22 protein-coding genes and 1 other RNA gene are annotated in these 19,189 nt (G+C 62.8%); 15 read left to right on the top strand and 8 right to left on the bottom strand.

Annotation, left to right across the window (positions count from 1 at the left end):
- The first annotated feature begins 37 nt into the window (after nucleotides 1–37).
- An RNA gene (gene ffs / locus V5735_RS04170) (signal recognition particle sRNA) lies at nucleotides 38–349 on the top strand.
- Between the two features lie 89 nt (nucleotides 350–438).
- On the opposite strand, the gene V5735_RS04175 is transcribed toward ffs, so the two are convergent.
- The 3 genes from V5735_RS04175 to V5735_RS04185 form a co-directional block, all read right to left on the bottom strand.
- On the bottom strand, nucleotides 439–1,329 hold the full coding sequence (locus V5735_RS04175; RefSeq protein ID WP_423745215.1) for a succinylglutamate desuccinylase/aspartoacylase family protein: 891 nt from the start codon (nucleotides 1,327–1,329) through the stop codon (nucleotides 439–441).
- A gap of 72 nt (nucleotides 1,330–1,401) precedes the next feature.
- Nucleotides 1,402–2,277: a mechanosensitive ion channel family protein gene (locus V5735_RS04180; RefSeq protein ID WP_423745216.1), complete on the bottom strand. Its 876-nt coding sequence runs from the start codon at nucleotides 2,275–2,277 to the stop codon at nucleotides 1,402–1,404.
- A complete protein-coding gene (locus tag V5735_RS04185; RefSeq protein WP_069450557.1) occupies nucleotides 2,277–2,522 on the bottom strand; it encodes a YhbY family RNA-binding protein in 246 nt (81 codons plus the stop codon). Before V5735_RS04185 ends, V5735_RS04180 begins: the two co-directional genes overlap by 1 nt.
- A 138-nt stretch (nucleotides 2,523–2,660) precedes the next feature.
- Between V5735_RS04185 and V5735_RS04190 the strand changes: the two genes are divergently transcribed.
- The gene (locus tag V5735_RS04190) at nucleotides 2,661–3,824 is read left to right on the top strand and encodes an NAD(P)/FAD-dependent oxidoreductase (RefSeq protein ID WP_423745217.1); all 1,164 of its coding nucleotides are present in this window, start codon (nucleotides 2,661–2,663) and stop codon (nucleotides 3,822–3,824) included.
- A gap of 39 nt (nucleotides 3,825–3,863) precedes the next feature.
- Here V5735_RS04190 and V5735_RS04195 read toward each other — a convergent pair whose 3' ends face one another.
- On the bottom strand, nucleotides 3,864–4,595 hold the full coding sequence (locus V5735_RS04195; RefSeq protein WP_423745218.1) for a fumarylacetoacetate hydrolase family protein: 732 nt from the start codon (nucleotides 4,593–4,595) through the stop codon (nucleotides 3,864–3,866).
- 105 nt (nucleotides 4,596–4,700) lie between these two features.
- Here V5735_RS04195 and V5735_RS04200 point away from each other — a divergent pair, with 105 nt between their 5' ends.
- The 4 genes from V5735_RS04200 to V5735_RS04215 all read left to right on the top strand — a co-directional run bounded on the left by V5735_RS04200 (nucleotide 4,701) and on the right by V5735_RS04215 (nucleotide 6,978).
- Entirely contained in the window at nucleotides 4,701–5,426 is a 726-nt protein-coding gene (locus V5735_RS04200; RefSeq protein WP_423745219.1) for a metal-dependent hydrolase, read from the top strand.
- Between the two features lie 654 nt (nucleotides 5,427–6,080).
- Nucleotides 6,081–6,473 carry an OsmC family protein gene (locus V5735_RS04205; protein ID WP_423745220.1) on the top strand — a complete coding sequence of 131 codons (393 nt, stop codon included), beginning with the start codon at nucleotides 6,081–6,083 and terminating at the stop codon, nucleotides 6,471–6,473.
- A gap of 58 nt (nucleotides 6,474–6,531) precedes the next feature.
- Complete coding sequence (locus V5735_RS04210; protein WP_007978781.1) at nucleotides 6,532–6,708, top strand: HVO_2753 family zinc finger protein; 177 nt, start codon at nucleotides 6,532–6,534, stop codon at nucleotides 6,706–6,708.
- A gap of 3 nt (nucleotides 6,709–6,711) precedes the next feature.
- Nucleotides 6,712–6,978 carry an elongation factor 1-beta gene (locus V5735_RS04215; protein ID WP_007978779.1) on the top strand — a complete coding sequence of 89 codons (267 nt, stop codon included), beginning with the start codon at nucleotides 6,712–6,714 and terminating at the stop codon, nucleotides 6,976–6,978.
- Between the two features lie 23 nt (nucleotides 6,979–7,001).
- On the opposite strand, the gene V5735_RS04220 is transcribed toward V5735_RS04215, so the two are convergent.
- Both V5735_RS04220 and V5735_RS04225 read right to left on the bottom strand, forming a co-directional pair.
- On the bottom strand, nucleotides 7,002–7,670 hold the full coding sequence (locus V5735_RS04220; protein ID WP_423745221.1) for an MBL fold metallo-hydrolase: 669 nt from the start codon (nucleotides 7,668–7,670) through the stop codon (nucleotides 7,002–7,004).
- 80 nt (nucleotides 7,671–7,750) lie between these two features.
- Complete coding sequence (locus V5735_RS04225; RefSeq protein ID WP_423745222.1) at nucleotides 7,751–8,917, bottom strand: cystathionine gamma-synthase; 1,167 nt, start codon at nucleotides 8,915–8,917, stop codon at nucleotides 7,751–7,753.
- Nucleotides 8,918–9,004: 87 nt separating this feature from the next.
- Here V5735_RS04225 and V5735_RS04230 point away from each other — a divergent pair, with 87 nt between their 5' ends.
- The 9 genes from V5735_RS04230 to V5735_RS04270 all read left to right on the top strand — a co-directional run bounded on the left by V5735_RS04230 (nucleotide 9,005) and on the right by V5735_RS04270 (nucleotide 16,437).
- Nucleotides 9,005–9,994 (top strand): aldo/keto reductase, encoded by a 990-nt coding sequence (locus tag V5735_RS04230; RefSeq protein ID WP_423745223.1) that lies wholly within the window; start codon nucleotides 9,005–9,007, stop codon nucleotides 9,992–9,994.
- Between the two features lie 121 nt (nucleotides 9,995–10,115).
- A complete protein-coding gene (locus tag V5735_RS04235) occupies nucleotides 10,116–10,406 on the top strand; it encodes a 50S ribosomal protein L21e (protein WP_423745224.1) in 291 nt (96 codons plus the stop codon).
- A 3-nt stretch (nucleotides 10,407–10,409) separates the two neighbouring features.
- Nucleotides 10,410–10,766, top strand: coding sequence for an RNA polymerase Rpb4 family protein (locus tag V5735_RS04240; protein WP_069449673.1), 357 nt, complete (start codon nucleotides 10,410–10,412; stop codon nucleotides 10,764–10,766).
- 43 nt (nucleotides 10,767–10,809) lie between these two features.
- The gene (locus V5735_RS04245) at nucleotides 10,810–11,382 is read left to right on the top strand and encodes a DUF655 domain-containing protein (RefSeq protein ID WP_423745225.1); all 573 of its coding nucleotides are present in this window, start codon (nucleotides 10,810–10,812) and stop codon (nucleotides 11,380–11,382) included.
- 132 nt (nucleotides 11,383–11,514) lie between these two features.
- Nucleotides 11,515–12,399, top strand: coding sequence for a 16S ribosomal RNA methyltransferase A (locus V5735_RS04250; RefSeq protein WP_423745226.1), 885 nt, complete (start codon nucleotides 11,515–11,517; stop codon nucleotides 12,397–12,399).
- A complete protein-coding gene (locus V5735_RS04255; protein WP_423745227.1) occupies nucleotides 12,399–13,634 on the top strand; it encodes a mechanosensitive ion channel family protein in 1,236 nt (411 codons plus the stop codon). Before V5735_RS04250 ends, V5735_RS04255 begins: the two co-directional genes overlap by 1 nt.
- Nucleotides 13,631–14,206, top strand: coding sequence for a HemK2/MTQ2 family protein methyltransferase (locus tag V5735_RS04260; protein ID WP_423745228.1), 576 nt, complete (start codon nucleotides 13,631–13,633; stop codon nucleotides 14,204–14,206). Before V5735_RS04255 ends, V5735_RS04260 begins: the two co-directional genes overlap by 4 nt.
- 63 nt (nucleotides 14,207–14,269) lie before the next feature.
- Nucleotides 14,270–15,265 carry a 5-methyltetrahydropteroyltriglutamate--homocysteine methyltransferase gene (locus tag V5735_RS04265; RefSeq protein ID WP_423745229.1) on the top strand — a complete coding sequence of 332 codons (996 nt, stop codon included), beginning with the start codon at nucleotides 14,270–14,272 and terminating at the stop codon, nucleotides 15,263–15,265.
- Nucleotides 15,262–16,437, top strand: coding sequence for a methionine synthase (locus tag V5735_RS04270; protein WP_423745230.1), 1,176 nt, complete (start codon nucleotides 15,262–15,264; stop codon nucleotides 16,435–16,437). Before V5735_RS04265 ends, V5735_RS04270 begins: the two co-directional genes overlap by 4 nt.
- A gap of 94 nt (nucleotides 16,438–16,531) precedes the next feature.
- Here V5735_RS04270 and V5735_RS04275 read toward each other — a convergent pair whose 3' ends face one another.
- Together V5735_RS04275 and V5735_RS04280 are read right to left on the bottom strand one after the other, a co-directional pair.
- Nucleotides 16,532–18,793: a peptidase M6 gene (locus V5735_RS04275; protein WP_423745231.1), complete on the bottom strand. Its 2,262-nt coding sequence runs from the start codon at nucleotides 18,791–18,793 to the stop codon at nucleotides 16,532–16,534.
- A gap of 206 nt (nucleotides 18,794–18,999) precedes the next feature.
- On the bottom strand, nucleotides 19,000–19,161 hold the full coding sequence (locus V5735_RS04280) for a hypothetical protein (protein WP_423745232.1): 162 nt from the start codon (nucleotides 19,159–19,161) through the stop codon (nucleotides 19,000–19,002).
- Nucleotides 19,162–19,189: the final 28 nt, after the last annotated feature.

Raw genomic sequence — 19,189 nt, forward strand, 5'->3', positions numbered from 1 at the left:
AACCCGAAAGGCCCTTAAGTCGGAGTGGAGTAGAAGGAAGTGGACTAGGTTGGGCAGTTAGGCCCTGCTCCCCGCCCGCGCTATGGTCTTGAGCGGGAACCAAACTCCGGGTACGTCCGGTCAGACCGGGCCGGGCCCCGAAAGCCAACGCAGAAGCCTCGTCCGACGGGGCCAGCGGTCCGCGGCGAACACTCGCAGGGGTGTCCCGTCGCGGTTAGTCGGTGGCAATCCGTCAGGCACGGAAGTGAGCAGCGGACCGCCGAACAGCTGTCGCTCGTCGGATCGCGGGGTGGAGGAGGCAACCGGGATTCCCCGGTCCGGAACGCCGGGCAACCCCGGCCGTCCACATTCATATCGCATTCTCACCGTCGAGTCGAAATGCCGTCTCGAATCCAAACGCCATCTCGAATACAGATGCCGTCTCGGTTCGACCGAACCTTATCCGTTCAGTCGTGACGACCGAATCCCCCACGAATCGAGCACGCTATCGACGAAGACCCGCGTCCAGCGGGCGCGCTTTTCGGGTTTCACGTCGTCCTGCGTGACTTCGAAGAGACAGGACGGCACGTCGCGGTCCGCCCGCATCTTGTTGACGAGCATCGGCGTGGTGTCGTATTTCGTCTCGCTCACGGGCGTGTGAACGAAGTCGTAAACCGGTTCGTAGCCGGTGACGTACTCATCGTTCAACCGTTCGACCGCCGCATCGACGCTCGTGACGATTTCGTCGTGTTTCGAGCGGAACACGTTCTGTCCGACGCCCTCGTCGCCCTTGCGTCGCAAGATCCCCTTGGAACTGTGAAGGTCGATGAACAGGTCCGGGTCGTGCTCCTCGATGGCGCTCCAAACCGCCTTCGCGAGCGCGTTCGTCGGCGGTTCCCCGATGGGGAATTTTCTGTTCAAGTCCATCCCCGGCGGCCACTCCCGGCGTTCGTGGCGCACGCCGCGAACGTTCGCTTTCGGGAGGACGACGAGCGTTCCTGCGTCGATGTCCCACTTCCTGATCGCGTCCGCGGCCCAGTATCCGCTCTCTTCGTTGCCGTGCATTCCCCCTTCGACGAACGCGGTCGGGCCGGGGGACCCCGATCGAATCTCGTAAATCGTCGTCTCCTGTTCCGTCCCGTCGCGTATCGTCGCCGTCGAGACCGTTTGCGTTCCCGTCGATGTCGTCGCCGTCGTCTCCGTCGAGTCCGCCGACTCCGACCCGGACGATACGTCCGTCGTCCGGGCGTTCGCGTCCGAGTCGCTTCCAGCACACCCCGCGAGGAGGACCGTGCCACCGGCCGAAACGGAACCGACGGTAGAGAGGAAGGTTCTTCGACTCCTGTTCATACCGAAAAATAACGGCCGGTCTACTTCAACGCTGTTCCACGACCGTCGGAACGACGGGCGACGATAGCCGTCTCAGTCTCCCGACAGCACCGCCATCTCGGACGGGTTCGAAATCTCGATTCCCCCCGCGAGGTTGCGGTAGGGGTACGGGATGTCGATGCCCTCCTCGTCGAAGCGCTGTTTGACCGCGGTGACGTACTCGCCGCGCGTCTTCACGAAGTCACTGCGCTTCGGGTCCGAAATCCAGAAGCGGGATTTGAGCCCCACGGAGGAGTCGCCGAGTTCGGTGAGCCGAACCGACGGTTCGGGGGTATCGAGGATGTCCGAGTGGTTCTCGGCCTCCTCGATGATGATCTCGGTCGCCCGGTGGATGTTGTCGTCGTAGCCGATGCCGAAGAGGAACTGGATGCGGAGTTTGTCGTTGGCGACGGGGTTCTTGATAACGCCGTCGGTCAGCACCGAGTTCGGCACCGTCAGCAGTTCGTTGTCGAACGTTCGAACGCGGGTCACGCGGAGGTCGATGTCCTCCACGATACCGGAGTAACTGCCGTCGTCCCACTCTATCCAGTCGCCGATTTTGAACGGTTTGTCGGTGAAGATGAACACCCCGGCGACGAAGTTGGCGATGAGGTCCTGCAGCGCGAAGCCGACGGCCAACGTCGCGGCGGCACCGATGGTGGCGAACGCGGTGAGGAAGTTCCCGAGCTCGGCAAACCCGAACGCGAGTGCGACTGCCACGAACAGGACGACCAACTGCGTTATCTTCGTAAGTGGTTTCTTGACGCTATCTTCGTATCCACGCCTGTCGAGTAGGCGTTTCACCATCGGTATGACGACGATTCTACCGAGCAGGTAGAGGGCGATAAACGAGACAACGAAGTAAATCGCTTGCGTCACGACCCCCGCGTTATCGCCGAAGATACCACCGAGTCCGGGCAGCGGTTCCATCAGTGGTACACCGCCGTGTTCCCACGCGTTTCGACGAGTTCGGCGTTCACCTCGTCAGCCAGTTCGTCCGCGAGTTCGTCGGTCGAGGTGCCGCCGCGGGCCGCTCGGAGGAACTTCACCTTCACGAGCTTCTCGTTTTGCAGTTGGTTTTTCAGTTCCTCGGTGACGGCACCGACGCCGCTCTTGCCGACCCACACCGTCACGTCGAGGTCGTGTGCCTCTTTGCGCAGTTCGTGATTACTCATAAGTAGCGGATAGTTTGGCGCGACCACCTTTAAAGCTTGTAACCAACACGTCCGGCCAGAGTTGGGGAGAGTGTGAATATCTCGCACCCGCTTGCGGGTTTCAACACCTTTGTATCGTATGAATCCCGATGTTCGGATATGACTTCGAAGGTCGTCGTGCTCGGTGCTGGCTACGCTGGTGCTGGCGCGATACAGCAACTCGAAGAAGAACTCGATGACGCTGACATTACGTGGGTGTCGGACAAGGACTACCACCTCGTCCTACACGAATCCCACCGCGTTATCCGCGACCCGCGAGCGAAGGACAAGGTTACGCTCCCGATTCACGAGATCAAATCCCCGAGCACGCGATTCGTGCAGGACACCGTCGTGGACATCGACACGGACGACCGAACGGTCGAACTGGAAGACGGAGACGACCTCGAATACGATTACCTCGTCGTCGCGCTCGGCAGCAAGACGGCCTACTACGGCATCCCGGGCATGGCGGAGAACGCCCTCACGCTGAAGAGTCTGGACGACGCGCTCGAAATCCACGACCAAGTGAAGGAGGCCGCCAAGACCGCCTCCCGCAACGACCCGGCGAAGATCGTCATCGGCGGGGCCGGACTGTCCGGCATCCAGAGCGCCGGTGAAATCGCGGAGTACCGCGACAAGCACCGCGCACCCATCGACATCTACCTCGTCGAGGCACTCGACGAAATCATGCCCGGACAGGACCCCGAACTGCAGGGGACGGTGAAGAAGTACGTTCTCGAAAAGGACATCAACATCCTGACCGGGGACCCGATTACCGAAGCCACCGAGGACGAGATTCAGTTCGACGAGGGCGACGCCCTCGACTACGACGTGTTCGTCTGGACCGGCGGCGTGACGGGCCGCGACGCCATGGACGACTGCGGACTCGACAACGAACACAACCGCGTCACCACCGAATCCAACTTCCAGACCAGCGACGACCGCGTGTTCGCCATCGGCGACTGTGCCATCATCGACCAAGGCGAGAACCCGGCACCGCCGACCGCCCAGGCCGCGTGGCAGGCCGCCGAAGTCGTCGGCGAGAACGTCGCCCGCGCCATCTACGGCCAGCCGCTCACAACGTGGACGTACAACAACAAGGGGACCGTCATCTCCATCGGTGACGAGGCCGTCGCTCACGACGTCAAAGTCGCCGGGATGGACTTCCCCATCAGCACCTTCAACTCCACGCCCGCGGAGGTCCTGAAGAAGGCCATCGCGGCGCGCTGGATCGCCGACATCTCGTCGTACAACCGCGCCATCAAGGCGTGGAGCGTGCTGTAATCGCGGATTCGCCGCCTCAAAAATCAGTTTTCTCGATTGCTACGGAATCCGAACGTCGTGTTCGAGCGTTCCGATTCCCTCTATCTCGACTTCGACGGTATCGCCGTCTTCGAGCGGTGCGACCCCCGACGGCGTGCCGGTGATGATGACGTCGCCCGGTTCCAGCGTGAGGTAGGTCGTAATCTCCGCGACGAGTTCCGGGACGGAGAAGATGAACTGGTCGCGCGAGGACTCCTGTCGCACCTCGCCGTTGACGCGGAGTTGCACGCGGGCGTCCTCCGGGACGTCCTCGGGCGACGCCACGACCGGCCCGAGCGGGCAGGAGTTGTCGAACGCCTTGCCGCGGACCCAGTTCTGCTCCAAATCTTGGTCGTCGCGGTTCGAGATATCGTTCACGCACGTGAAGCCGTCAACGACGTCCATCGCGTCCTCCTCGGCGACGTTCCGACACTGCTCGCCGATGACGACGCCGAGTTCCGCCTCGTGGTCGATGCGTTCCTTTCCGGCCGGGAGCGTGATGGTGTCGCCGTGGGACGCGACGGTGTTCGGCGGCTTGAGGAACAGTAGCGGACGCGTGGGAACGTCCTTGTTTCGTTCGGCTGCGTGGTCGGCGTAGTTCAGGCCCACACAGACGATTTTCGTCGGTTCCGTGGGTGCGAGGAGTTCGACCTCCTCGGGCGCGTAGCTGTCGCCCCCGAATCGGAGTTCGCCGTCGCGCCATTCGCCGGTTCTGACCGACCCTGCCGGGTCGCGGAATCGGACTCGATGCATACGCTGGGTGTCGTATTCGGGGGGCAAAACGGTTCGGACTCCGGTAACACCCCACCCGCCGCCAACATCTTTTAAGACGGTTTAGGCAGTATCCCAACGTACACCATGGAGCTTACTTGGTACGGACACTCGACATGGCACGTCACCGTCGGCGACACGGAACTCCTCATCGACCCGTTCTTCGACAATCCGAAGACGGACACGGACCCGGAGGAGTTGGACCCGGACTACGTGCTGCTCACGCACGGGCACGCGGACCACATCGCGGACTCCGACCGGTTCCGTGACGCGCACTTCGTCGCCACGCCGGAGGTCATCGGCTACGTGACCGACGAGTACGGCGTCGAGGACGGTACTGGGATGAACATGGGCGGCACCTTCGAAGCCGATGACGCCTACGTCACGATGGTTCGCGCCGACCACACCAACGGCCTCGACACGGGCTACGGTGCCTCCGGCGGGATGCCCGCGGGCTACGTCATCAGCGACACCAAGCCGACCCAAGTCTCCGACGAGGAGAGCGAGACGTTCTACCACGCGGGCGACACCTCCCTGATGACCGAGATGCGCGACGTCATCGGCCCGTTCCTCGAACCCGACGCCGTCGCGGTTCCCATCGGCGACCACTTCACGATGGGACCGTGGCAGGCCGCCGTCGCGGTGGACTGGGTGGACGCCGACTACGCGTTCCCGATGCACTACGACACGTTCCCGCCCATCGAGCAGGACCCCGAGGACTTCGTGCGCGAGGTTGAGGCCACCGGTAACGACGCCGAAGTTCACGTCTTGGACGGCGACGAGACGTTCGACCTCTCCGAAGAACTCTGGTGACGGAGAAGGGACGGATTCGCGGGATGTGACGTCGGACTTTCTGTTTTTCAGGTGTTCGAGTACGTGGAGGGGTAGGAGCAACCGCGAAGAAGGGCCGGAACGCCCGTATCCGTTTGCTACACAGCAAATTGTGAGTGAGTGAGATTGCAGCGACTACGCAGACGGTCCAGGAAGTCCCCACCCGGTCGCTACGAAGTGATTTTGGTTGTTTGCGATTGCAGTTACAGAAAAGCAGTCTTTGAAAGCCCCCGCCCGGTCGCGGTCGCTCGCCGACATCTCGATGCGAACCGCACATCGAGAGTGGTCACCGAGACGACCACGATAAACGCGACCGGCGGCCCCTTTCAATCCACCCAGACACAGCGACCGCCCCTCCACCGCACCGCGTACTCACGGCGCTGCCGTTCGTTTTCGAGGTTTCTCTGAAACCTCGCATGCCACGACCTCCCCAACCGACTCCTTCGCATCTGCTCAGTCGTCCCTCGCGCTTTCCAGCAGGCCCTTGGATGTGAAACCCTCGGACCTGCTGACGAACGCGCCACGGCGGTTGACTTGTTTCACATCGACTATCTTTCACGGTCGTACATCTTCACTCCGACAAGCGCGGCCGGAAGAACAAGCCTTAGGAGTGTTGCGGCGAACGTGGAAATTGCAATGCCAGAAGTCACTACCACGTCGGAAGCAGGATACAGCGCAGAGAACGAGGTCCGCGATTTCTCCGTCACCATCGACGCGACGGGCGAGGACGCCCCGGACACGCTCGAAACACTGCTCGCCGCGTACGGTTCGTGCTACGTTCCCGCCCTTCGCGTGGGTGGCGAACAGCGCGGCGCTGGCGACCTCGGCAAGATCGAAATCGACGTGAGCGGCGACCTGAACGACGACGACAAACTCGAAGCCGTCGCGTTCGACATCAAGTGGGAAACCGAGACGGACGACGAGACGGCACAGGACGTCATCGACCGCGCCTTCGAACTCTGCAAGGTTCACGACGCGGTGAAAGAGAGCCTGCACGCCGAGACGAGCGTCGAGACGGGCGCGTTCTAACGACCCGCTCGAACCCCGAAAGGGAAGCGTTAAAAGTCGCGCGGCGGAACGTGGGTGTATGAGTCAGACCCAAAAACAAGCGCGAAAATGCGTCTCGTGCGGGATTAACATCTCCGGCACGAACGCCGCGTCGTTCAAATGCCCCGACTGTGGGCAGACGATCTACCGCTGTGCGAAGTGCCGAAAACAGAGCAACCTTTACGAGTGCCCCGACTGTGGGTTCCTCGGACCGTAAACCATGGGAAAAGTAGCAGCTAAAGTCAAGGTAATGCCGCAGAGCCCGGAGATCGACCTGGACGACCTCCAAGAGAAACTCGAAGACTCGCTCCCCGAGGGTGCGAAGATCAACGGGTTCGAACGCGACGACGTCGCGTTCGGTCTCGTCGCGCTCCTGCCGACGGTCATCGTCCCCGACGATGCCGGTGGCACGGAAGCCGTCGAGGAGTCGTTCTCGAACGTCGATGGCGTCGAGAGCGTCGACGTGCAGAACGTCGGTCGGATATAATTCCGCTTTTCGTTTCGTTTTTCTCACTCCGTGAGCGACCGGTACGTCGCCTCGACGTCGGCGTCCTCGACGAACCCGCCGTGATAACAGAGGACCCGACTCGTCTCGAAGTCGGCGAGCGTGCCGACCGACTCGATTGCTCGCTCCAACTCGGGCGTGAACCGCTCGTTCGGCCCGACGAGGCCGTCCTCGTCGGCGACGGTGGCGTCGGCCGCGATGAGGAGGTCCGCCTCGGGAAGGACGAGCGAGACGTGGCCGGGCGTGTGACCCGGCGTTTCGACGACGCGCATCGGTCCGGCCTCGGTTCGGAACGTGACGCCATCGACGACCTGCACGTCGACCGGAACGGGCGGGTAGCGGTCGCCCCTCGATTTGATTGGGTCTTCGTCACCCTCGATGGCGGGCGTGTCGTCGGTCGAAGCGACGACAGTCGCGTCGGTTCGGGAGATGAGCCCCTCGGCACCGCCCGCGTGGTCGCCGTCCTGATGGGTTAGAAGCAGCATCTCCACGTCGTCCAGCGAAAAACCGTGGTCGGCGAGTGCGTCGGCCAAATCGTCCGTCTGACCGGGGAACCCGGCGTCGAGGAGAATCAAACCGTCTTCGGTTTCGACGCCCGACGGGTGGATGACTGTCTCGCGGTCGCCGCGTTCGAAGGTCAACGGAAACGCGTACACGTGGTCGGTCAGTTCCATGCGCGACGCTACGTGCTCCGGTTTGGAGTACTGTTGGGCTCCGGAATTCGATTCCGCAACCGCGAAAATCGAGAGGGTGACTACTTCAGCGCGGCGTCGAACGCCTGCTGGAGGTCCGATTTTAGGTCATCGACGTGTTCGATGCCGATGCTGGCGCGGATGAGGCCGTCGGTGAGTCCGGCGGCCAGCCGTTCTTCCTTCGGAATCGCGGCGTGGGTCATCGTCGCGGGCTGTTCGATGAGCGATTCGACGCCGCCGAGGCTTTCCGCGAGGGTGAACACCTCCGTCTCGGACACCACGTCGGCGGCCTCTTCCAGCGAGGCGTCGAGTTCGAAGCTGACCATGCCGCCGAAGTCGCTCATCTGCTCCGCGGCGAGTTCGTGGTTCGGGTGCGATTCGAGACCGGGGTAGTACACGGTGTCCACCGCGTCATGGTCGTCCAGCCAGTGGGCGATATCGCGGGCGTTGTCGCAGTGGCGGTCCATCCGCACGCCGAGGGTCTTGGTTCCTCGGAGGACGAGGAAACAATCGTGCGGGCCGGGGGTCGCGCCGACGCTGTTCTGGTAGAAGCCGATTCGTTCGTCCAAGTCGGCGTCGTCCGTGACCAGTGCCCCGCCGACCACGTCCGAGTGCCCGCCGAGGTACTTCGTCAGCGAGTGGGACACGATGTCAGCGCCGAGTTCGAGCGGACGCTGGAGGTACGGCGTGGCGAAGGTGTTGTCCACCGCACAGAGCGCGTCGGCGTCCGCCGCGATGTCGGCCATCGCCGCGATGTCCACGACGTTGAGCAGGGGATTGGTCGGCGTCTCGACCCACAGCAGTTCGGTGTTCTCGCGCACCGCGTCCGCCACTTCGTCGGGGTCGGTCATGTCCACGAAGGAGAAATCGACGTCGTAGTCGGCGTACACCTGCGTGAAGATTCGGTGGGTACCGCCGTACACGTCCTCGCTGGCGATGACGTGGTCGCCCGAGGAGAGCAGGTTGAGGACGGTGTTGATGGCTCCCATCCCGCTGGAGAAGGCGCGACCGTATTCGCCGCCTTCGAGGCTGGCGAGGTTGGATTCGAGGTCGGTGCGCGTCGGGTTACCCGTTCGGGAGTACTCGTAGCCCCGGTGGTCGCCCGGTCCGTCCTGTACGTACGTAGAGTTGGCGTAGATGGGCGTCATCAGCGCGCCCGTCTCCTCGTCGGGTTCCTGTCCGGAGTGGATGGACCGCGTTTCGAACCTGAAATCGTCGCTGTCGGTCATGCGCGAGGTGACGAACCCGAAGGGGGTTATCTTTTCGTCTCGCGCTCGGGATAAAGAGGCATGTACCGGGACCGCGTGCCGTGAAGCATGGACGAACGCGCGCTCGGAGCGACGGGCTACGACGTAACGGAAGTCGGAATGGGAACGTGGAACATCGGGTCGGACTGGGGCGACGTGTCCGACGAAGCGGCTCACGAGGCCGTCCGTGCCGCCATCGACGCCGGAATCACGTTCCTCGACACGGCGGACGTGTACGGCGACGGACGGAGCGAACGCATCATCGCCGACGTGCTCGCAGAGTACGACCCGGACGAGCGTCCCACCGTGGCGACGAAGGCGGGGCGACGGCTCGACCCGCACGACGCGTCCGGGTACACGGAATCGAACCTCCGGGAGTTCGTGGACCGAAGTCGGTCGAATCTCGATACGGACGCGCTCGATTTACTCCAACTGCACTGCCCGCCGACGGACGTGTACTACCAAACCGAAACCTTCGACGCGCTGGACGACCTGAAAACCGAGGGGAGAATCGACCACTACGGCGTGAGCGTCGAGCGCGTCGAGGAGGGACTGAAAGCCATCGAGTATCCGGGTGTGGAGACGGTGCAGATAATCTTCAACCCGTTCCGCCAGCGCCCCGCGGAACTGTTCTTCGACGAAGCGGCGCGACGCGACGTGGGAATCATCGTTCGCGTTCCGCTCGCGTCCGGGTTGCTGACCGGGAACCTCTCGGCCGAAACGGAGTTCGCGGAGAACGACCACCGGAACTTCAACCGCGAGGGCGAGGCGTTCGACCGCGGCGAGACGTTCGCGGGCGTGCCCTACGAGCGGGGCCTCGAAGCCGTCGACGCGCTCCGACCGCTGGTGCCCGAGGACGCGACGATGGCGCAGTTCACCCTGCGGTGGATTCTCGACCACGACGCCGTTTCGACCGTCATTCCGGGGTCGACGGACCCGAAGCACGTTCGGGAGAACGTCATCGCCGCCTCGCTCCCGCCGCTCACGACGGCGGAGATGGAGCGCGTCAGGGAGGTCTACGAGGAGTACGTGGCCGATGCGGTCCACCAACGGTGGTGATGGGCTTCCCGGTTGGGTGACCGCGCCACCGGTCCCGTGCCAAACCGACCACGAGGTTCGTGTCTCGGCGAGGAGGAACGTATCTTTTATAACCGTCACTGAACAAGAGCGTCATACGACTATGCCGAGTTCGAACGGACCGTACAACACCACCCGAGAAAAGTTGTCGAACAACCCCCGAGACCGTGGTACGTCCCCACCACAGCGCGCCGTCCAGCAGTACGATAACGGACAGAAAGTCCACCTCAAAATCGACCCGAGCGTCCGCAAAGGTCGCTTCCACCCGCGATTCAACGGTCGCACGGGTGAGGTCGTCGGTAAGCAGGGCAAAGCGTACAAAGTCATCATCAACGACGGCGGCAAGGACAAGACGCTCATCACCCAGCCCGCACACCTCCGCGAACAGAAGTAAGCTATGACTATCTTCAAGGAAAAGCTCGACGAGGAGTATCTCACGACGCCGGAGGCGAAGGAACTCCTCGCGGACATCGAGCGCGAACGCGCGCTGGACGAGACCCGCGAGATGCCCTACAACCTCTCCCGGGCCATCGAACACGTCAACCGGTTCGCCGTCCTCGACGCCGAGGAGTCGCGCGAACTGGTCGGGGAGCTGCTCGAACTCGAAAAAGTGGACGAGGCGACGGCGTACAAGATCGCCGACCTCCTGCCGAAGGACCGCGACGAACTGCGAGCGGTCTACGCGCAGGAGCGGTTCACCCTCTCGGGTGACGAGCTGGACGGGATACTGAACGTCGTGGCGAAGTACGAGTAGCTTCACCGATTCTTTAAGTTGCTCGTCACCGTATTCGAGTGCAATGAGTGAATCCGAGACTGACAGCGAAGCGTCGGCTGTGGTGCTCGACTTCCTGCCACACGGTCGTGCGGAAGACGACCGTCCGCAGTACCAGAAGGAACCGGTCGCGTACGTCCTGACTGAATCCGATTTCCATCTCCTCGAACTCGTGCTCGAACAGGATGCAAGCGTCGGTATCGGCGACAGCATTCCGATCGAACCACCCGCGGCCCGCGAGAACGTCACCAACGTGCGCGAAGTCGCGTACGGTGATCTCACCTCCGCCGCGCAGTCGGAACTCGAACACGCCGTCACGGACATCGTGGACCGCGACGAACGGCGATTCGTCGACTTCTACAACGACGCCCAACCGATAACCCTCCGTCTCCACCAGTTGAATCTCCTCCCCGGAATCGGGAAGAAGCTGCGCAACCACGTGCTCGAAACGCGGAAACGGCAACCGTTCGAGAGCTTCGATGATCTCGAAGACCGCGTGTCCGGGCTTCACAACCCGGAGGACGTTCTCGTGGAGCGCATCCTCGAAGAGATTCGCGAGGACGATTTGAAGTATCGAACGTTCGTCCGCTACGACTGACGCGAGCGGGGTTTCGATTTTCGCTCGCTTCCCACTCGCTTTCCGCTCTCTCGTCTCGCTTCGACGAGTGCTAACCAACGCCGCTCGGAACTCGGTGGGTTTACGCCGCTCGCTCCGATAGACTGGATAACGATGGAACGCTCGCCACCCGAGGAAGCCGGTACGAGGGACCCCGACGCGCTGATTCGACGTGCGGGCGTCCGGGGCGACCCGAACCGCGACCAACACTTCCTCGTGGACGACCGAGTTGTGGACAGAATACCGACGTACGCCGACGAGATGAATCTGGAGCACGTCCTCGAAATCGGCGGGGGGCCGGGTGTCCTCACGGACCGCCTGCTCGCGGCCGCGGACCGCGTGACGGTTATCGAGCGCGACCCGACGTTCGCCGAGTTCCTCCGAGAGGAGTTCCGTGCGGAATGCGATGCGGGGCGGTTGACGGTCGTGGAGGGTGACGCGCTGTCGGTCGAACTCCCCGACTTTTCGGCCTGTATCGCCAACCTCCCGTACGGCATTTCGAGCGAAATCGCGTTTCGACTCCTCCCGCTCGGAAAGCCGATGCTCCTCATGTTCCAAAAGGAGTTCGCCGAACGCATGGCCGCCGAGTCCGGAAGCGACGAGTACGGACGACTCTCCGTGACGGCACAACACTACGCCGACGTGCGCGTCGTGGAGACGGTCCCGCGCGAGGCGTTCGCGCCGCAACCGGAGGTCGAGAGCGCAATCGTCAGGACGATTCCGCGGGAACCGGAGTACGAGGTGGACGACGAGGCGTTCTTCCTCGACTTCGTGAAGGCGGTGTTCACCCAGCGTCGGAAGACGATTCGAAACGGGATTCGGAACACGGCCCACATCTCGGGGCTCGACGACCCGGACGCCGTCGTCGATGCGCTCGAATCCCCGGACGACGACGTGTTGGACGAGGACATCCTCCGAAAGCGCGCCGGGAAGGTGTCGCCCGTGGAGTTCGCCGCGATGGCACGGGTCGCAGACGAGTTGGGTCGGGGTGGTGGTTGATGGAAGGACTACCGCTCGCCCAGACGGAGGGGTTGTTCAGACAGATCGGTCGGATCAGTTGGTTCGACATGCGGGTTTTTACCACCGCGTTCGTCATTCTCGCGCTCATCGCGTTTTTCGCCGTGGCATGGTACGCTCGTCCGCGTTTGCAAGAGCGGGTACCCAATTCGCTGGCAAACGTCATCATCGTCAGCCTCGTCATCGTGTTTCTCTTGCTCGCGGCGACGACGCTCGCGTTCACGTGGGAAGTAATTAACTCGGGTATCAGCCTAGTAACTGACTTCGGCGTCGATTACGACACTGCCGTCAGAGTCGGGTCGACGGCCGTGGTGCTTGCCTCCTCCTACATCGTCGCCGGGGTCATTCGACAGGGGATTCAGCGGGTGGTCAGAGGGCGTGACGCATTCTCGAAACACCAAACGCAGGTGATGGTCCGCGTCGCGCAGGTCTGCGTGTACGTCGTCGGGTTTACCGCGGTCCTGAGTCTCTGGGAAGTGGATATCACCGGTCTGCTCGTCGGTGCGGGGTTCCTCGGAATCGTGGTCGGTATGGCCGCCCGGCAGACGCTCGGGTCGCTGTTGGCCGGGTTTATGCTGATGTTCGCCCGGCCGTTCGAAATCGGCGATTGGGTGATAATCGAAGAGGAGGAGGGAATCGTGACGGACATCTCCATCGTCAACACGCGGATTCAGACGTTCGACGGCGAGTACGTGATGATTCCGAACGATATCGTCGGCGGGAGTACCATCATCAACCGGAGTCGGAAGGGGCGGTTGCGGTTGGAGGTGGACGTCGGCGTCGATTACGAGGCGGACGTCGAGCGGGCCGCGGCCGTGGCGAAGGAGGTGATGCGCGAACCGGACGACGTGCTGGCCGTGCCGTCGCCGCAAGTCGTGACGAAGGAACTCGGCGATTCGGCCGTCGTGCTCGGACTTCGCTTCTGGATAGACAAGCCCAGCGCCCGGCGGAAGTGGCGGGCGAAGACGACGGTCATCAACGCGGTGAAGGAGGCGTTCGACCGCGAGGGAATCAAGATTCCGTACCCGCAGCGCGAACTTTCGGGGCGCGCGGAGACAGGCGGGTTTCGGGTCGCGGAGGAACGGGAGCGGACGCGTGAATTCGGTGCGACCACGGACGGCGGAGCGACCGACGGCGGAACGACTGATGATGGCCCGACCGACGGGCATATGAACGACGGCGGCCCGGAATCCGACGACGGAGGAGAGAACGAATGACGGACCTCGCGGAGCGACGCGGAACGGAGACGAAGGTGTACCAACCGGCGGAGGACTCACACCTCCTCGCCGAAACGGCGGCGGAGGAGATAGCGGGGGACGAGTTGGTCCTCGAAGTCGGCACGGGGTCGGGCTACGTCTCGGAGTACGTGGCCGAGGAGACGGGTGCCCGCGTCGTGGGAGCAGACGTGAATCCACACGCCTGCGCGAACGCACGCGAGCGCGGCGTCGAGGCGGTCCGGGCGGATTTGGTGTCGCCGTTCCGTGACGAGGCGTTCGACGCGGTGCTGTTCAACCCGCCGTATCTGCCGACCGACCCCGACGAGGAGCGCGACGACTGGATGGAACGCGCCCTCTCCGGCGGCGAGTCGGGTCGGGAAGTCATCGACCCGTTTCTCGATGCGGTCGGGCGGGTGCTCGCACCGGGAGGACGCGTGTTCCTCCTCGTCAGCAGTCTCTCGGGCGTGGAGGAGGTCGTCTCGCGGGCGGGTGAGAACGGATTTAGCGCCGTTGCACTCCGCGACGAGTCGTTCCCGTTCGAGACGCTGACGATTCTGAAACTCGTCAGATGATTATCCAAGGTTATTTTCCCGAACGGAAAATATTAAACACCAGCATATCTTAGCCCTCCGTACATGACTGAGCGAATCGCCACGACGACGGGGTTGTTCCCGCTCCCGGATTGGGCGAAGAACGACCTCTCGGACCTGAAAGGTCACCAGAAACACGACCTCATCTCCGGCGACGAGGGGCCGGAGGTGACCGCGGTGTACGACGACGCTCGTTCGGAAGTCGTCGCGGTCCAGCAGGACGCCGGACTCGACCGAATCGTCGAGGGACAACTCCGCTGGGACGACATGCTCGCGCACCCGCTCACGGTTCACGATTCCGTCGAAACGGGGGGCATCGTGCGGTACTACGACAACAACAACTTCTATCGCGACCCGGTGGTCGTGGACGAACTCGACTTCGACGGCGACGTGGCCGCGGAACTGGAATCCGCCGCGGAACTCGCCGACGACGTGCAGGCCGTTCTCCCCGGTCCCTTCTCCCTCGCCGACCTCGCAACGGACGAATACTACGGCGACGACGAGGAGTTCCTCGCCGCCGTCGCGGAGTTCCTCGCGGGCGAAGTCGAAGCCTTCCCGTCCGTCGAAACGCTGTTCCTCCTCGAACCCTCCCTCGTGGCTAGCCCGCCGGAAGACGGCGAGGACGCCCGGGCGAGCGAGGCCATCGACGCGGTTGCGAACGCGACGGACGCTGACGTGGTGGTACAACCCTACTTCGGCTCGCTCACGGAGAAGGTTCACGCGCACGTGCTCGACGCGGACATCGACGCCCTCGGCTACGACCTCGTGACCGACCACGAGGGGTGTCTCTCCAACGTCAACGAGTTCGGGACGACGGACTCCGTATCCCTCGGACTGGTCGATGGACAGAACACGCTGGTCGAATCGGCGGAAACCGTCGCCGAACGTGTTGACTGGTTCGAGGAGAACACGCCGGTCAACGAGTTCGAGACGGAGTATCTCACGACGAACACGGAACCGTTCTACCTGCCGTACAGCAAGTTCGAGGAGAAGGCGGCCGTGCTCGGCGAAGCCGCGCGGTTGGAGGAGGTGGAAATATGAGTGGCGAGTCGCCACGCGACTCGAAAAACGAGCGGGGAGGAACGACCCGCGAGTCGCGAAACGATGCTCGAAACCAGTTCCGTCCGGAGGACCACGACAACGACCACTTCATCCTGACGACCATCGTCGGAAGCTACCCCAAGCCGAAGTGGGTGGACCGCTCGCGCGAACTCTACGAGGACCCGGACGCCGACTTCGACGAGGACGCGTGGGAGGAGGCACAGAACGACGCCTCCCGCCTCATCACGAAGGAGCACGAGCGCGCCGGACTGGACGTCGTGGTGGACGGCGAGATGCGGCGCAACGAGATGGTCGAGTACTTCGCCCACCGCATCTCGGGCTACGAGTTCAACGGCCCGGTGAAGGTGTGGGGTCACAACTACTTCGACAAGCCGAGCGTCGTCACGGACGTCGAGTACGACGAGACGTGGCTCGTGGACGAGTACGAGTTCACCAGCGAGGTGGCGGACCGCCCCGTTAAAGTCCCCATCACCGGCCCGTACACGCTGGCGAGTTGGAGTTTCAACGAGGCCTACGACGACGAGGAGTCGCTGGCCTACGACCTCGCCGACTTGGTGAACGAGGAGATAAAGAAACTGGTCGAGTCGGGTGCGCGCTACATCCAAATCGACGAACCAGCGCTGGCGACGACGCCGGACGACCACGCCATCGTCGGCGAGTGTCTGGAGCGCATCGCGGACGGAATCTCCGTGAGCGGAGCGAACGGAGGCCAGTCGAACCGGTCCGACGCCGTTCCGGACGACGTCTATCTCGGCTTGCACGTCTGCTACGGCGATTACTCGCGTATCTACCCCGAGATGCTGGACTACCCGGTGGACGAGTTCGACCTCGAACTCGCCAACGGCGACTACGACCAACTCGACGTGTTCCGCGACCCCGAGTTCACCGCGAATCTCGCGCTCGGCGTCACCGACGCTCACACCGCCGAGGTGGAGAGCGTCGAGGAAATCAAGGAGAACATCAAGAAGGGACTCGAAATCGTCCCGCCCGAACAACTCACCGTCAGCCCCGACTGCGGCCTGAAACTCCTCCCGCGCGAGGTGGCCTACGGCAAGATGGCGAACATGGTGCAGGCGGCGCGCGAAGTGGAAGCCGAATTGGATTCGGGTAAAATCGACGTTCGGAACGCGCCCGTCTCCGCCGACGACTGACGACGGACGTTCCGTTTCGAAGCCAACCGGCGGTTCGATTTTTCGCCGTCTCCGTTCTATCTGTCCGAAAAAGTGGTGAGCGACGTGTGTGGTTCTACCAGTTGTAGGCGTGATGTCCGCCGCGGTATCCGTGGCCGCCGTGATGCCCACCGTGTCCATCGTGGTCGTCATCACCGTGGTGTCCGTGGCCTCCGTGATGGCCGTGGCCGCCGTGGTGTCCGTGGCCGCCGTGACCGTCACGGGCGTATTCGAACTCGACGCTGACCGGGACGCGGCCCCCTTCGCCGGGGTGGGCCGCCCACGTCGATGCGGCGATGACTTTCTCGAAGTTGCCGTTGCGGAGGAAGTGGTGGAGTTCCTGCTCCTCGTCGTCCGAGAAGGTCCGCATGTCGAGCTGTTTGACCTTCGCTTTGCCGTTCTCCTTGACGCCGATGAAGGTGAACTGGTACTCGATTTTGTCGCCGGTCGCTTCGCGGAGGCTCATGAACGAATCCGTCGCGTCTGTCGGGACGCTCTCGCCGCCGACCTCGACGTTACGGACGTACATTCCGGGTTGGGTGGTCGCCCAGTCCGTCGCGTAGCGGAACGCGATGAGGACCTCGCCCTCGCCTTCGTACTCGGAGAGGTCGAACGACTGTTCGACCCACTCGCCGTCGGTGGTGCCGGTGTATCCCGGCGCGTTCTCCTTGATGGTCGGATGCGCGTCCGAGTTCGGCGAGTCGTCGGTGCGGTTCGATTCGAGGCTCTCCCACGTCTCGCCGCCGTCGGTCGAGACCTGCACGAAGCCGTAATCCCAGTTCTCCTCGATGTCGTAGTACGTCTCGAACGACAGCGTCGAATCGCCGTTCGAGGGGTCGGCTTTCGTGATGGCGAACTGGTCGAGGAGGGTGCCGGACCCGGAGTACAGCACTTGGCCCTCGCCGGTGACCGGGTCGGTCGCGGTCTGCCACTGGGTGCCGATGTAGTCGGTCCCCGAGAGCGTCACGTCGGTTATCGGGCCTTTGTCGGACGTATCGACCTCCTTGTAGTTGGTTCCCCACGCACCCGCGGTGCCCACGTCGTTCGACGTGTTGAGGTTCAAATCGAGGCCGTCGATGTCGTATTCGTCCCGAACGCGGCGCTCGGACGAATCGAGCACCGCGGCGGTCGAGAAGTCCTGATACAGGGCGTAGAAGTCCGTGTTCGCACCGGTTTCGTCGAGGGTCTTCTCGACGCCCTCGATGCCGTTTTCCTTCTCGTGTGCGAGGTTACTGATGAAGTCGGTGCCGTACCTGTCGCTCAGGTACATCTGGAAGCTGAACGCGATGCCGTAGTCCGAGAGGACGTTAATGGCACCTTGATCCTCCCAGTTGGTCAGCGAGTTCGAGGGCATCTCCTCGTACGCTTGGACGTGCCCTTCCGAGACGCCGTAGCCGGTGACGACCTCGGCGTAGTCGGACATGCCTTCGTTCACCCACGTCGTCTCGTCGCCGTCGAGGTCGTTGTGGACGAGGTGTTGGTACTCGTGTGCGAGCGTTCCCTCGTACCCTACCTCGTCGTTCGTCTCGTTGACCTCGTTCCAGCCCTTGGCGTCGAGCGTGACGACGTTACGGTCGGTGTACTGCTGGATGGTCGGCGAGTAAAATCCGGCGGTGTAGATGGGGTACGACGCGTTGTAGTAGTTCTCGTCACGGATGTTGTCCACCAGCAGGACGGTCTTCCCGGACCCGTTTTCGGTGTGGTAGTAGTCGTCGGGGACGGCACCGAGTTCCTCCAACAGACCCTCCGTTCCGTTGCGGTCGTCGGGCTGCCCGAACACGTCCGATTCGGTCTCGTACATGTTCTCCTCGAACTGCGTGCGGAGCGCTTCGGCCTGCTGCTCCGAGATGGTCGGGTCGGTCCGCGAGTCGTTCTCGGGCCACGCGAGGTCGCGGGCGACCCATATCTCGACGTGGTCGCCGACGGACAGCAGCGTGAAGTTCTTGAAGTAGTAGCTGTCGTTGTCGGAGCCGAGGTACTGCTTCGTCGTCCCGATGACGTCCGGGTCCGTCTCGTCGTCGGACGGGTCCATGACGATGGACGAGGAGTCCTGGGCGAGAATGGACGGCCCGCCGGACGACCCACTCCCCTCGTCCGTCGTCGTGAACGACGAGGGGGCCGAGTCGAAATCGACGGGTTTGTCGAGCGACTCCTGTGACGGTTCGGCCTCCCGGAGGCCGTCGCCGTTCGTGGAGTTGTTCACGGTCGTCTTCGGTTCGAAGACGGTCGGTTGAAGCGTGTCGCTCCTGTTCGGTTGCGTTGCGACGGCACCGCCGATCCAGACGGCCGACGTGGACAGTACGACTAGTAAACTCAACAGCACCGCTTTTAATTTCATCCGATGTTTCATGTTAACTCTACCCACATAATTATTGCCACACTTAACTAAATTATTTAGTCTAAAATATTACTATAATAATCGGATGTGTACGCTGGTCGAATATTTTTCAAATCGGACCGACGGGACGAACGACTACTCACCATCGACTCACTGACCGTCGAGTCGCAGTGCTATCCCCGAAACACGACCCGGGATAGGAGTCGTTACGCGCCGAACAGCCGAAATCCGAAGAGGGCAACGAGCAACGCACCAACTAGAAGTCCGCCCTCGGCGGTCCGCACGGACACCCGTCCGCTCCCGTACAGGACTCCCGTGACGAGGACCGCGGCGACGCCCACCGTACAGCGCGGCGAGGACGAAGACAATCTTCTGCCATTTGAAAAACCGAACACA

The organism is Haladaptatus sp. SPP-AMP-3 (genome assembly GCF_049568665.1).
Classification (GTDB): Archaea; Halobacteriota; Halobacteria; order Halobacteriales; family Haladaptataceae; genus Haladaptatus; species Haladaptatus paucihalophilus.

Bases quoted from the DNA above. Each gene is read 5' to 3' on its own strand.
- V5735_RS04175 (WP_423745215.1), bottom strand. From the start codon at position 1,329: ATGAACAGGAGTCGAAGAACCTTCCTCTCTACCGTCGGTTCCGTTTCG.
- V5735_RS04180 (WP_423745216.1), bottom strand. From the start codon at position 2,277: ATGGAACCGCTGCCCGGACTCGGTGGTATCTTCGGCGATAACGCGGGG.
- V5735_RS04185 (WP_069450557.1), bottom strand. From the start codon at position 2,522: ATGAGTAATCACGAACTGCGCAAAGAGGCACACGACCTCGACGTGACG.
- V5735_RS04190 (WP_423745217.1), top strand. From the start codon at position 2,661: ATGACTTCGAAGGTCGTCGTGCTCGGTGCTGGCTACGCTGGTGCTGGC.
- V5735_RS04195 (WP_423745218.1), bottom strand. From the start codon at position 4,595: ATGCATCGAGTCCGATTCCGCGACCCGGCAGGGTCGGTCAGAACCGGC.
- V5735_RS04200 (WP_423745219.1), top strand. From the start codon at position 4,701: ATGGAGCTTACTTGGTACGGACACTCGACATGGCACGTCACCGTCGGC.
- V5735_RS04205 (WP_423745220.1), top strand. From the start codon at position 6,081: ATGCCAGAAGTCACTACCACGTCGGAAGCAGGATACAGCGCAGAGAAC.
- V5735_RS04210 (WP_007978781.1), top strand. From the start codon at position 6,532: ATGAGTCAGACCCAAAAACAAGCGCGAAAATGCGTCTCGTGCGGGATT.
- V5735_RS04215 (WP_007978779.1), top strand. From the start codon at position 6,712: ATGGGAAAAGTAGCAGCTAAAGTCAAGGTAATGCCGCAGAGCCCGGAG.
- V5735_RS04220 (WP_423745221.1), bottom strand. From the start codon at position 7,670: ATGGAACTGACCGACCACGTGTACGCGTTTCCGTTGACCTTCGAACGC.
- V5735_RS04225 (WP_423745222.1), bottom strand. From the start codon at position 8,917: ATGACCGACAGCGACGATTTCAGGTTCGAAACGCGGTCCATCCACTCC.
- V5735_RS04230 (WP_423745223.1), top strand. From the start codon at position 9,005: ATGGACGAACGCGCGCTCGGAGCGACGGGCTACGACGTAACGGAAGTC.
- V5735_RS04235 (WP_423745224.1), top strand. From the start codon at position 10,116: ATGCCGAGTTCGAACGGACCGTACAACACCACCCGAGAAAAGTTGTCG.
- V5735_RS04240 (WP_069449673.1), top strand. From the start codon at position 10,410: ATGACTATCTTCAAGGAAAAGCTCGACGAGGAGTATCTCACGACGCCG.
- V5735_RS04245 (WP_423745225.1), top strand. From the start codon at position 10,810: ATGAGTGAATCCGAGACTGACAGCGAAGCGTCGGCTGTGGTGCTCGAC.
- V5735_RS04250 (WP_423745226.1), top strand. From the start codon at position 11,515: ATGGAACGCTCGCCACCCGAGGAAGCCGGTACGAGGGACCCCGACGCG.
- V5735_RS04255 (WP_423745227.1), top strand. From the start codon at position 12,399: ATGGAAGGACTACCGCTCGCCCAGACGGAGGGGTTGTTCAGACAGATC.
- V5735_RS04260 (WP_423745228.1), top strand. From the start codon at position 13,631: ATGACGGACCTCGCGGAGCGACGCGGAACGGAGACGAAGGTGTACCAA.
- V5735_RS04265 (WP_423745229.1), top strand. From the start codon at position 14,270: ATGACTGAGCGAATCGCCACGACGACGGGGTTGTTCCCGCTCCCGGAT.
- V5735_RS04270 (WP_423745230.1), top strand. From the start codon at position 15,262: ATGAGTGGCGAGTCGCCACGCGACTCGAAAAACGAGCGGGGAGGAACG.
- V5735_RS04275 (WP_423745231.1), bottom strand. From the start codon at position 18,793: ATGAAATTAAAAGCGGTGCTGTTGAGTTTACTAGTCGTACTGTCCACG.